The sequence below is a fragment of the Halobaculum marinum genome (assembly GCF_029338555.1).
Taxonomy (GTDB): domain Archaea; phylum Halobacteriota; class Halobacteria; order Halobacteriales; family Haloferacaceae; genus Halobaculum; species Halobaculum marinum.
The window spans coordinates 2,713,546-2,726,032 of the sequence record NZ_CP119989.1 but is presented as its reverse complement, the minus strand read 5'-3'; the positions used below and the strand labels follow the sequence as shown (position 1 = coordinate 2,726,032).

General features: G+C 70.4%; 10 protein-coding genes. 8 read left to right on the top strand and 2 right to left on the bottom strand.

Features of this window, described 5'->3' with window-relative positions; all coding sequences use genetic code 11:
• The first annotated feature begins 210 nt into the window (after positions 1-210).
• From uvrA to P0R32_RS14205, 3 genes are all read left to right on the top strand, one after another.
• Positions 211-3,216: an excinuclease ABC subunit UvrA gene (gene uvrA, locus P0R32_RS14215; protein WP_276237687.1), complete on the top strand. Its 3,006-nt coding sequence runs from the start codon at positions 211-213 to the stop codon at positions 3,214-3,216.
• 62 nt (positions 3,217-3,278) lie between these two features.
• The gene (locus P0R32_RS14210; protein WP_276237686.1) at positions 3,279-4,280 is read left to right on the top strand and encodes a WD40/YVTN/BNR-like repeat-containing protein; all 1,002 of its coding nucleotides are present in this window, start codon (positions 3,279-3,281) and stop codon (positions 4,278-4,280) included.
• A 161-nt stretch (positions 4,281-4,441) separates the two neighbouring features.
• Positions 4,442-5,521, top strand: coding sequence for a geranylgeranyl reductase family protein (locus tag P0R32_RS14205; RefSeq protein WP_276237685.1), 1,080 nt, complete (start codon positions 4,442-4,444; stop codon positions 5,519-5,521).
• A 280-nt stretch (positions 5,522-5,801) separates the two neighbouring features.
• Here the strand turns inward: P0R32_RS14205 and ygfZ are convergent, their stop codons facing one another.
• Together ygfZ and P0R32_RS14195 are read right to left on the bottom strand one after the other, a co-directional pair.
• Positions 5,802-6,905, bottom strand: coding sequence for a CAF17-like 4Fe-4S cluster assembly/insertion protein YgfZ (ygfZ, locus tag P0R32_RS14200; protein WP_276237684.1), 1,104 nt, complete (start codon positions 6,903-6,905; stop codon positions 5,802-5,804).
• Positions 6,906-7,002: 97 nt separating this feature from the next.
• Positions 7,003-7,302: a DUF6432 family protein gene (locus P0R32_RS14195; protein ID WP_276237683.1), complete on the bottom strand. Its 300-nt coding sequence runs from the start codon at positions 7,300-7,302 to the stop codon at positions 7,003-7,005.
• 105 nt (positions 7,303-7,407) lie between these two features.
• Here P0R32_RS14195 and P0R32_RS14190 point away from each other — a divergent pair, with 105 nt between their 5' ends.
• From P0R32_RS14190 to P0R32_RS14170, 5 genes are all read left to right on the top strand, one after another.
• The gene (locus P0R32_RS14190) at positions 7,408-8,550 is read left to right on the top strand and encodes a DUF7093 family protein (RefSeq protein WP_276237682.1); all 1,143 of its coding nucleotides are present in this window, start codon (positions 7,408-7,410) and stop codon (positions 8,548-8,550) included.
• A gap of 171 nt (positions 8,551-8,721) precedes the next feature.
• A complete protein-coding gene (locus P0R32_RS14185) occupies positions 8,722-9,102 on the top strand; it encodes a DUF5611 family protein (protein WP_276237681.1) in 381 nt (126 codons plus the stop codon).
• A 218-nt stretch (positions 9,103-9,320) separates the two neighbouring features.
• The gene (locus P0R32_RS14180) at positions 9,321-9,764 is read left to right on the top strand and encodes a universal stress protein (protein ID WP_276237680.1); all 444 of its coding nucleotides are present in this window, start codon (positions 9,321-9,323) and stop codon (positions 9,762-9,764) included.
• 173 nt (positions 9,765-9,937) lie between these two features.
• Positions 9,938-10,897, top strand: a complete 960-nt coding sequence (locus tag P0R32_RS14175; protein ID WP_276237679.1) for an ROK family protein — start codon at positions 9,938-9,940, stop codon at positions 10,895-10,897.
• 98 nt (positions 10,898-10,995) lie between these two features.
• A complete protein-coding gene (locus tag P0R32_RS14170; RefSeq protein WP_276237678.1) occupies positions 10,996-12,477 on the top strand; it encodes an LVIVD repeat-containing protein in 1,482 nt (493 codons plus the stop codon).
• Positions 12,478-12,487 lie beyond the last annotated feature (10 nt).

The following is a 12,487-nucleotide window of genomic DNA, read 5'->3' as shown; positions in this document are numbered from 1 at the left end:
TCGCCGGAGGTGGACCGCGCACCCGCCTCGTTCCCCGGCGACCTCCGTTCAGCGCACGCGACGACTGCCCCCGTTCCGGTACTTGAACCCTCGCGAGGCAGGGCACTCACCGATGACGCGCCCGTTAAGTGGCTCCGAACCTTGGCACGTCGTAATGACTGGAGGAGCCGTGCGTCACCGAGTAGTCGCCCCCGAACGGGGTGACGCGTAGTGCCCAAGGAGTTCATCGAGGTCCGCGGCGCCGAGGAGAACAACCTCAAGGACCTCGACGTGGAGATTCCGCGCGAGCAGTTCAACGTCGTCACCGGCCTCTCCGGGTCGGGGAAGTCGTCGCTGGCGTTCGACACCGTGTACGCCGAGGGCCAACGCCGCTACATCGAGTCGCTGTCCGCGTACGCCCGCAACTTCCTCGGGCAGATGGACAAGCCGCAGGTCGAGAGCGTCGAGGGACTCTCGCCGGCCATCTCCATCGACCAGAAGAACGCCGCGAACAACCCGCGCTCGACGGTGGGGACCGTCACGGAACTACACGACTACCTGCGTCTGCTGTACGCCCGTGTCGGCCACCCGCACTGCCCGGAGTGTGGCCGCGAGGTCGGCGAGCAGTCGGCCCAGCAGATGGTCCGGCGCGTGTTCGAGTTGCCCGAGGGAACGCGGGCGATGATCGCCGCACCCGTCGTGCGCGACCAGAAGGGCGCGTTCGAGGACCTGTTCGACGAACTCGTCGCGGACGGCTACTCGCGCGTCGAGGTCGACGGCGAGCAGTACGACCTCTCGCTCGACCGCCCCGAACTGGACGAGAACTACGACCACACGGTCGACGTGATCGTCGACAGGGTGAAGGTCCGAGAGGAGGATCGCTCGCGCATCACCGACTCCGTCGAGACGGCGCTGGAGGAGGCCGAGGGCGTCCTGAAGGTGATCCTCCCGGACCCGCCCGAGGACACGGATCTGGGCGGCAACCGCTCGCGGTCGACGGGCGACCTCGCTGGCGAGGGCGACGACCGTCTCGTCGTCGAGTTCTCCGAGGACCTCGCGTGCAACCACTGCGGGATCGACTTCTCGGAGATCGAGACGCGGTCGTTCTCGTTCAACTCCCCTCACGGCGCCTGCCCCGAGTGTGAGGGGATCGGGTCGACGAAGGAGGTCGACGAGGATCTGGTCGTCACGGACCCCTCCCAGCCGATCAAACACGTGTTCGAGCCGTGGAGCTACAATCGCTCGTACTACCGCACTCGCCTCGACAACGTCGCCGAGCACTTCGGCGTCGACGTGGAGACGCCGTTCGAGGAGCTGTCTGACTCCCAGCAGCGCCAGTTCCTGTACGGCACCGACGACGTGGTCAACTTCGAGCAGCAGACGCGCAACGGTGTCCGCCGCAAGACCCAGCGCTTCGAGGGCGTCATCCCGAACCTCGAACGCCGCCACGTCGAGACGGACTCCGACCGCACGCGCGAGCACATCGAGGAGTTCATGGCCGTCACCACCTGCCCCGAGTGCGAGGGGACGCGCCTGAAGCCCCAGTCGCGGTCCGTCTACGTCGACGACACCGCCATCACCGAGGTGAACCAGCTGTCGATCGGCGACGCGCTCGCCCACTTCGAGGGGATGGAGGAGACGCTCACCGAGCGCGAGCGCACCATCGCCACGGAGATCCTCAAGGAGATCCGCGCGCGCCTCGGGTTCATGGAGGAGGTCGGGCTGGAGTACCTCACGCTCGACCGCGAGGCCTCGACGCTCTCGGGCGGCGAGAGCCAGCGCATCCGCCTCGCCACGCAGGTCGGCTCCGGGCTGGTCGGCGTGCTGTACGTGCTCGACGAGCCGTCCATCGGCCTCCACCAGCGCGACAACGACCGCCTGCTCGACACGCTGGAGGGGCTGCGCGACCTCGGCAACACCCTACTCGTCGTCGAGCACGACGAGGCGACGATGCGTCGCGCGGACAACATCGTCGACATCGGTCCCGGGCCGGGCAAGCGCGGCGGCGAGATCGTCGCGCAGGGCGACTTCGACGACATCGTGAACACCGACGACTCGGTGACGGGCGACTTCCTCGCCGGTCGCGAGGTCGTCGAAGTGCCCGAGTCGCGCCGCGACAGCGACGCCGCGCTCACCATCGAGGGCGCCCGCCAGCACAACCTGAAGGACGTCGACGTGGACATCCCGGTCGGGCAGTTCACCGCCATCACGGGCGTCTCCGGGTCGGGAAAGTCGACGCTGATGCACGACGTGCTGTACAAGGGCCTCGCGCGCGAGATGAACGACAACACGGAGGTCGACCCCGGCGACCACGACCGCATCACCGGGATGGACAACATCGAGGGCGTGCGCCTCATCGATCAGTCGCCCATCGGGCGGACGCCGCGCTCGAACCCCGCGACGTACACCGACGTGTTCGACTACGTCCGCGAACTGTTCGCGGAGACCAAACTCGCCAACCAGCGCGGCTACGACAAGGGGCGCTTCTCGTTCAACGTGAAGGGCGGCCGCTGTGAGGAGTGCGGCGGACAGGGGACCGTCAAGATCGAGATGAACTTCCTGTCGGACGTGCACGTCCCCTGCGAGGAGTGTGGCGGCGCCCGCTACAACGACGAGACGCTCGACGTGACGTACAAGGGCGCGACCATCGCCGACGTGCTCGACATGAGCGTCGACGAGGCGTACGACTTCTTCGAGTCCCACTCGGGGCTCGAACGCCGGCTCGGCCTCCTGAAGGACGTGGGGCTCGGCTACATGCAACTGGGCCAGCCGTCGACCACGCTGTCGGGCGGCGAGGCCCAGCGCGTGAAGCTCGCCGAGGAGCTCGGCAAGAAGGACGCCGGCGAGACGCTGTACCTGCTCGACGAGCCGACGACGGGCCTCCACAAGGCCGACGAGCGCAAGCTCATCGACGTGCTCCACCGCCTCACCGACAAGGGGAACACGGTCGTCGTGATCGAGCACGAACTCGACCTCGTGAAGAACGCCGACCACGTCCTCGACCTCGGGCCAGAGGGCGGCGAGGGCGGCGGCGAGGTCGTCGCCGCGGGCACCCCTGAGGAGGTCGCCGCGACCGACGACTCCCACACGGGGCGGTACCTCCGCGACTATCTCCCGAAAGTCGACGTCGAGGGACCACGCTCGGACCGCCGGATGCCCGCACTCGCTGCCGAGGAGAGCGCGGACGACGACGAGGGCGACGGTGAGCGGGTGGAAGCGCCCGCGACGGACGACTGACTGGACGGCTCTCCGCCGTCTCACGCACCCGATTTTTGACAGTTCGACGCGAACCTAGGGCCATGACCACCGTGTACGCCGCGATGGGAGACCGCTTCGTCGTCGTCGACCCCGACGCCGAGACCGCGACCGCGGCGGCGTCGCTCGACGGCCGCTCGCTGGAGTGTGTCGCCGTCCACCCCGAGGCACCCGACCGCGTGTTCGTCGGCACGTTCGAGTCCGGGCTGTGGCGGTCGACCGACGGCGGCGAGTCGTTCGAGCGCGTCGGCGCCGAGGCGATCGAACAGGAGGCCGTGATGGCGGTGGCGGTATCGCCGAACGACCCAGACGTGATCTGGGTCGGCACCGAGCCGTCGCGCGTCTACCGCTCCGTCGACGGCAGTGACACCTGGAGCCACCGCGACGGCCTCACCGACCTCCCGTCCAGCGACGACTGGGCGTTCCCGCCACGTCCGCACACCCACCACGTCCGGTGGATCGAACCTGACCCGGCCGACCCCGACCACCTCTACGTCGCCGTCGAGGCGGGCGCCCTTGTCACGACGCACGACGCGGGGGCGACGTGGGCGGACCGCGTTCCCGACTCGCGCCGGGACACCCACTCGATGGCGACCCACCCCGGTGCGCCCGGTCGGGCGTGGTGTGCCGCCGGCGACGGCTACGCCGAGACGAGCAACGGCGGCGAGACGTGGACGCACCCGCAGTCCGGGCTCGACCGGACGTACTGCTGGAGCGTTGCGGTCGACACCGCCGACCCCGAGACGGTCTTCGTGTCGGCAGCGCGAGGCGCGTTCGAGGCACACACCGCCGAGCGCGCCGAGACGTACGTGTACCGCCGCGCCGACGACGACTGGGAGCGACTCGACGGTCGCGGCCTCCCGCTCGGCGAGGGTGTGACCCGACCGGTGCTCGCGGCGGGCGACACCGGCGGGGAGTTCTTCGCGCTGTCGAATCGCGGGCTGTACCGGACCGCAGACGGCGGAGACTCGTGGGACGAGATTGACGTCGACTGGCCCGAGCGGACTCGCCGGCAGACCGCCCGCGGACTGGCGGTCGTCCCGTAGCTTGACGTGCGATGACGGGGGCACGCCCTCGGTGACCTGACCGTCGGCGCGCGGCGTTCAGCGGGTGTGCGGTCTGCCGCCGCGCGTACGGAAGCGCGCAGACTGCCTGTCAGCCTACCACGACCCACGAGATATATCTCCGTCCGCACGAACCACAAGCCATGTACGACTTCGTCGTGGTCGGCGTCGGTCCGGCGGGCGCGCGCTTCGCCCGCCGGGCCGCCGAGGCCCACTACGACGTGCTCGCCCTGGAGAAGGGGGAGGTGGGTAAGCCACTCGCCTGCTCGGGGCACGTCTCGACGGACATCTGGGAGTACGTCCCCGCGGACGCGAAGGAGCGCCTCCTCCAGAACCGCGTGTACGGTGCGGACTTCCACGTCGGCGGCGCCGACTCGCCGTCACGGCGCTTCTACAAGCGCGAGGAGATCTCCAACGTCATCGACCGGGTCGAGTTGGATCGCACGCTCGCGGACGCGGCGCGCGACGCTGGCGCGGACGTGCGCGAGGGCCACACCGTCACCGCGGTCGAAGAGCGGGCGGGCTACGTTGAGGTGACCGCCAGCGTCGGCGGCGCCGAGGAGACGTTCGAGGCGCGGATGGTCGCGGGCGCCGACGGCCCCGTCTCGCGGGTCCGCCGCCAACTCGACCTCCCCGAGCCAGCCGAGAAACTCCACGGCGTGCTCGCGTTCGACGACGAGCCGGACCACGGCGACTACGTCGACGTTCACCTCACCGCGCCGCGGTTCTTCGCGTGGCGCATCCCCCGCGGCGACGCGGGCGTCGAGTACGGCCTCGCCGCGCCGCCGGGCCACGAGGTGAACGACCTATTCGACCGCCTCACCGACGAGTACGACGTGGAGACCGACCACTTCTGCTCGGGTGCGATCCCCATCGGCCCGCCCGAGCGGACGACCGCGACGCGGGGCTTCCTGCTGGGCGACGCCGCCGCCCAGACGAAGCCGTTCACCGGGGGCGGCATCCTGTACGGGATGCGCGCGGCCGACGTGGCCGCCGACGTGATCGACCCGCAGGACCCGAACACGCTCCCGCGCTACGAGGAGGGGTGGCGCGAGGAACTGAGCCGCGAGATCCGGTTCGGTCACTGGATCCGTCGGGCCTACTCGCTCCCGGAGCCGGTGCAGCGCGCGGGGCTGTGGGCCCTCTCGGGTGAGATCGGCGTCCACATGGACGAGCCGAGTTCGTTCTTCTCGCGCGAGCACCTGAAGAAGCTGTTCTCGTAATCGGCCGTCGACGCGTTCGACCTCGTCGGTTCCGCGTCGATCACTGCTACCGTGACGACGACCGCGGAAGCCCCCGCCGGTGTCGACTCGGTGCGGGCGGCGCGCTCCTCGACTCGTTCGCTTCGCTCACTCGTCTGCGGTGCTCACCGCTCCGCGCCGTCGTCGACACCGGCGGCCCCTTCCAGTCCCACCCAGCGGGAGGTCTGTCGAGCGTCGCGGCCGGACTCCCGCCTGTACCGCCGCGGGGAGTCGAGAATCGCCGCAGGGAAGTCGCCCGGTGTTACGCCTGTTCGGCGGCTTCGGGGTACGTCGGGAGGCGCAGCGAGCGGGCGCTCCCGTCCACGAATGGGAGGTCGACGCGCTCGGCGGCGACTTCGCCGCCGTCGACGCGGACCGTCAGGTCGCTCCCCTCGGTGTCGAAGTCGAGGTACGCGAGCGCGATGGGGCCGCCGACGCTCGGGGAGTCGACGGCGCGGGTCACCTCGCCCACGGACGCGTCGCCGTCGAACACCGCCGCGCCCGCGCCGGGGAGCGCGTCGGGCCGGAGGCCGACGAGTCGCTTGCTCGGGCGACCGCGGTTCTCCACCTTCGAGACGACTTCCTGCCCGACGAAACAGCCCTTCTCGAAGTCGACCGCCGAGCGGACGCCCGCGACGTTCGGGAGTCGGCCGCGGAGTTCCGCGTCGAACTGCGGCGTCCCCGCCTCGGCGGTGAGCGTGTCCCAGGTGGTGTAGCCGAAGGGGGCTGCGTTCAGCCCGCGCGTGAGGAGCGTGTCGAACACGTGCTCGGCCTCGTCGGCGGCGCAGACGACCTCGTACCCCTCCTCGCCGGTGGGGTTGTCACTCGCGATGACGGTGACGCCGACGCTGTCCATCCGCCCGCGGACGAAGCTGAGTTCGGGTTCGGGGGAGCCGGCGCCGTTGAGCACGGACGCAATCTTCTCGGTCGAGGTGGGCCCGTGGACGCCGAACACGCCGAAGTCGGCGCTGGCGTCCCGAAGCTCCACGTCGTCGATGAAGATCTTGTCCTCCCAGTCGTCGAGGAGCGGTTCGGCGCGGTCCGGTGGCGTGAACAAGAGGAGGCGCTCGCCGGCGTTGTACACGAACAGCTCCGTCTCGATCGCGCCCTGCGGATCGAGCAGGAGGGCGTAACAGCCCTCGCCGTCGTCGCTGGGGACGCGGTTGGAGACGGCGTTGTCGACGAACTCGACCCGGTCGTCGCCCTCGACGGCGACGACGCCGTACCCCATCTCGATCACGCCGACGCCGTTGCGGACGGCACGGGCGGCGGCGTCGGGGCGACCGTAGTCGGCGACGACCTCGCGGCCGCCGCGGTCGGTGAACGTCGCGCCGTGGTCGGCGTGGACGTCGGCGACGAGACTCATACCCGAGCAGAGTCGCGCGGGCGCAAAAAGGGGACCGGAAGGGGGTGGCCGTGACGACCCCGTCGATCCGGCGGTCCGGTGGTCGCCTCGGCGCGGCTTACAGGCCGAGACGCCGTCGGATCGCGTCGAGCAACCCGGGGTCGTCGGTGAGGTTCGCACCCGGGTCGGGCACGACGCGGTCGTCGGGGTAGATGCGGACGCGACCGTTCGCCTGTTCGACGTCGATGAGGCCGGCGGCCTTCAGCGACGACAGCGCCGACTCGACGTCGTCGATGGTCGCGTCGACGCCTGAGCGCAACTCCAGCACGGTCATCCCGTCGTCGGCGCGCGCGACGAGTGCGTCGAGAACCGCCACCTCCGTGTCGTCCCGGTCGCGGAACTCCGGCGGCACCCTCATGTGTCGACGATCATCCGGCGATGGCTTACGTGTACCGGCGGTGACGCGTGCCAGGCGTCGGACGCGAGCGAACCCTTTTATGGACTAAGCCGATTCGTAGGCACAATGGGACTCAGATGTCTCCTCGGCCACGACTTCACCGAGCCGAGGACCGAGCGAGACCGGGAGGAACGGGGGGACGAGGTCGTCGTCTCGATCACGGAGGTGAAAGAGTGCAAGCGATGTGGCGAGACGCGCGTCGTCTCCGAGAGCAAGGAAGTCACGTCGCTGACCGACCACGCCGTGACCGACGGACCTGTGGACGCGGGCGCCGCAGGCGCCGAGACTGAGGCGACCGACACCGACGTGGGGAGCGTGCCGACCGGCGTCGCCGAGGCGGACTCGGATGCGGTCGACGACGACTTCGACCACCCGACCGCTGACCTGGACGACGACGCGGTCGACGGCGACGTCGAGGAGGACGCCGAGATCATCGACGCCGAGGAGCCGACCGACGCCGCGTCGACCGACGACGGCGCGGCGGCCCCCGACACCGGACGCGCGCACGGTGAGTGGCCCGACGCGGACGCGAACCGCCGCGACGAGGCGGCACCCGAAGAAGACGAGGCCGCGTGGCCCGACGACGAGCCAGTTGAGACTCCGGACGTCGCGGAGGATGCGGACGGCGCCCACAGTCCGGCGGCGGGCGAGGGCGAGGACGTGGAGATCCTCGGCGACGACGCGCCGGACGCCGAGGACCCCGCGGCCAACGAGGCTCGGACCGACGTCGTTCCGGACGCCGCAGGTGCCGACGAGGCGGGCGCCGCGGCCTCGGGCGACGAGGACGCGGAGTTCATCGACGGCGACGGCCCGAGCGAGTGGCCCGAACAGCGCGGCGAAGACGAGGGGTACGACGCCGAGGTCGGCGCCGACGACGCCGGCGTCTCCGTCGACGGCAACCTCACGCCGCAGGTCGACGCCGACGCCACCGAGGGCACCGACGAGGACGTGGAGTTCATCGAGGCGGACCCCGACGCCGGGCGGTCGTCGCCGCCGAGCGCGCGGAACGGAACGGCGCCCGACGCCGCCGCCGAGCGCGAGTCGAGCCGACCGCAGGTCGAGTTGACGACCACCGCCGATCGGATCGAGACGGTGTACGTCTGCCCCGACTGCGGGAACCGCGAACCCGTCGGCGCCTCCTCGATGCGCGCGGGCGACATCTGCCCCGACTGCAAGCGCGGGTACATCGAGGAGCGCGAACTCCAGTAGCCCCGACCACTCCCGTCGCGCGACGCGGAGCGTTCCCCCCCGTCTGCGCGACGTTCTCACTCGTCACCGTTCGCGAAGCGACGGCGCCGCCGCCCGTCGAGTTCGACGGGCAGACAGGTCACAGCGGTGGCTGACGAAACGTGTTTACCGTCCCCGGGCAAACGGCGGGGTATGAAGGAGTACAAGATGCGCCGCGGCGAGCACTTGGAGGACCGGATGCCAGACCTGAAAGCCGAGATCGAGGAGCGATTCGGCCCCATCTCTGGCACCGAGGAGTTCAACGGCCACGAACTGTACGTCGTCGAGGAGCCGGACAACCCGGTGTTCAAGCGCATCGTCGCCGGCGCCGCCTCCTACTCGGGCAAGAAGGACAAGCTCGCCGTCCACTTCGAAGAGCGAGACCCGACCGAGCTGAGTCCCGACGAACTCGAGGCCGCCGGCGAGGCGGTCGACAAGAAGAACCAGTTCCTGCTCGACGCCACCGGGCGCGACGCGAAGTCCCGCCGCGACTCGCTCAAGCGCGAGGTCGAGGACGACGCCCCCGACTACTGAGCGTCCCCCGTCGCGCTTTCTGCGACAACTCGTTCGTCGTCAGTCGCCCGACACCAGCTCTGGCTATCGACGGATCTCTCACGATCGACCACTCCCCCGTTCCTCGATACCACGCTCCCAGACCCTCGGGATCGCGTGTTGTAGACCGTGATAAACATTTATTCGACTCCGAGTAAATCAGCACTACGCTTTTCACGTTGCGGGAAGTATGAGGGTGTATGAGCATCGAGACGATCCTGCTGACGGTGAAGCGCGACGACGGCGACCGACTGGACTACATGGTCGAGGAAGCGATCGCACTGGCCACACAGACTGGTGCACAGATCGTGGTCGCCCACGCGTTCGAGACGCAGTCCGACGTAGACGACGCGCTGTCGGCGCTGGAGGGCGTCGACGGCACGCCGTCGGACGTGGCCCGCCGCCTCGGCGGCGTCAAGCGCGCCACGAAGGCCATCGAGGCCGCCGGCGTCGAGTACGCCGTCGAGGGCGTCGTCGGCGACGCCGGCGACAGCATCGCCGAGTTGGCCGAGCGCGTCGGCGCCGACCGTGTGTTCGTCGGCGGCCGCAAGCGCTCGCCGACCGGGAAGGCCGTGTTCGGGTCGACCGCCCAGCAGATCCTGCTGTCGGCGCCGTGCCCGGTGACGTTCGTCCGCGAGCAGTAAGGACGCGAGAGTGCGATCGGCGGTTTCCTTCCGTTTTGTTGGCTTTGATCGGCCCCTCCCTGGGAGTCGTCTGTGCCACCCGGGGCTCGACAGCGACAGCCGCGACATCGATTAACTCGCATTGATGTGAGAAAGCGGTATCCGTAAGTGCCGCCGCGGTCACACCGAGAACGATGGCCTACTACGTGGGCGTGGACCTCGGGGCCACGAACCTCCGCGGCGTCGTCGGCGACGACGAGGCCGACATCATCGCACGGGCCGAGACAGACACGCCGCGGACCTCCGGCATCGCGATCACCGAGGCGGTGTTGCGCGTGGTCCGCGAGGCGTGCGCGAAGGCGAACGTCGACCCGAGCGTCGTCGCGGCCGCCGGGATCGGGTCGATCGGTCCTCTGGACTTGGCCGAGGGCGTCATCGACGGGCCGGCGAACATCCCCGACATCGGGCGCGTCCCCCTCGTCGGTCCCCTCGGCGAACTGTTACACACCGACCGCGTGTACCTCCACAACGACACTATCGCTGGCGTCATCGGCGAGCGCTTCCTCAGCGACCGCAACCCCGACGACATGGCGTACGTCACCATCTCCTCGGGGCTGGGCGCGGGCGTCTGCGTCGACGGCCACGTCCTCTCCGGGTGGGACGGTAACGCCGGCGAGGTCGGCCACATGGTCGTCGACGCCACCGGCACGATGACGTGTGGCTGTGGCCGCGACGGCCACTGGGAGGCGTACTGTTCTGGCAACAACATCCCGAAGTACGCGCGCCACCTCGCCGACGCCGAGGACATCCACACCGACCTCCCCGTCGACGACCCCGACTTCTCCGCGGTCGACGTGTTCGAGGCCCACGACGCCGACCCGCTCGCCGACCTGGTGATCGAGCGGGTCGCCGACTGGAACGTCGTCGGCTTCACCAACCTCGCGAACGCCTACGCCCCGCTCGTCGTCCGCGTCGGCGGCGCGGTCGCGCTCAACAACCCCGACCTCGTGCTCGACCCCGTGCGCGAGCGCCTGGAGGAGACGACCTTCGTCAACGTCCCAGACGTACAACTAACCAACATGGGCGACGACGTGGTGGTGAAAGGCGCGCTCGCGTCGGCCATCACCGGCGGCACGGGCGAGCGGACGACGTAGTACCAGCACGTTACCCACACTGCCCACGCCCGCTCCCTTCTCGCACCCGCCTCGTCGACCGTCGCTACCCCTATCAGCGTCCGGCCCGACCGTCCGGTATGCGACGCCGTCGCGTGCTCCGCGCTGCCGGGGCGGCCCTCGGCGCGGGCGTCCTCGGCAGCCCCTCCGTCCGTCGTGCGAGCGCACAGTCCGGCGACTCGTCGGCGGGCTACGAACCGCTCGGCTCCCTCTCGGTCGCCGGTGCCCGCGAGGCCGTCGTCTCCGCCGACGGCGCGACGGCGTACCTCGCGCTCGGCGACGGCTACGCCACGGTCGACGTGTCCGACCCGGCCGAGCCCACGCTCCTCGCAGAGCGTCGCGACCTGCTCCCGGACCACCCCGACGGACCGCTGGGCCTCCTCAACGACGTGAAGGTGTCCGGCGACCGCCTCGCCGTCGTCGGCCCGGCCCACCCCGGTCGAGACCTCCCCCACGGCGTGCTCGTCGTCAACGTGTCCGACCCCACCGACCCCACGGAACTGGACTTCTACCCCACCGAGTTCCCGATCCACAACTGCGACCTCGACGGTCGCTACTGCTACCTGACGGGGAACGGCGAGGAGGGGAACCCCCTCGTCGTCGTCGACCTCGACACGGCGACGGAGGCCGCCCGCTGGTCGCTGTTCGACCACGACGACGGCTGGGTGTCCGTGCGCTCGGGACTCCGGACGGTCCACGACGTGACCGTCGTCGACGGCGTCGCCGCGCTCGCCTACTGGGACGCCGGGACGTACCTGCTGGACGTGTCCGACCCCACCGACCCCTCGTTCCTCGGCGCCGTCGACCCGAGCAACCCCGGGCCTCTCGCCGACGCCGGTCCCCGTGCGGGCGTCGTCCCGCCCGGGAACCACCACTACTCGCTGTTGTCGCCCGGCGGCGACGTGCTCGCGGTCGGTCGCGAGACGTGGGCCGTCGAGCGCGACGGCGACGTGCGCGGTGGTCCAAGCGGCGTCGACCTGTACGACGTGACCGACCCCGCCGCCCCCGCACACCTGTCGCGTATCAACCCGCCGCCGACGCCCGACCCCACGTTCGGGGGGACGTGGACGACCGCGCACAACCTCGACTTCCGAGGGGACACGCTGTACACGGCCTGGTACCAGGGCGGCGTGAAACGCCACGACGTGTCCGACCCGAGCGACCCCGTCGAGGAGACGTGGTGGGCCGACCCGGCGACCACCCGTTTTTGGACCGCCCGTCTCGCGGTGCCCGGTGACGCCTTCGTCGCCACGTCGATGGGCACGCGCGACGGCGCCGACGCCGGTCTGTGGACGTTTCCCGACGCGCCGGGCGCGGGTGGCGACCGGACCCGATTCGAGGCAGCGGTCACGACGACGGTCGCCACACGAACTGCTTCGCCGACGCCGAGTGCCACACCGCACCCGCCGTCGACGCCGACGGACTCGCCCACCCCGTCGGCCGCCGCCGCCCCCGGGTTCGGTGCCCTCGTCGCGCTCGCGGGGATCGCTGGCGGAACTGCGCTGGCGCGGCGACGGTCGCGGGGCCGCGGAGGTGGCGAGGGCGACGACGCGGCGGAGTGACGCCACTGCG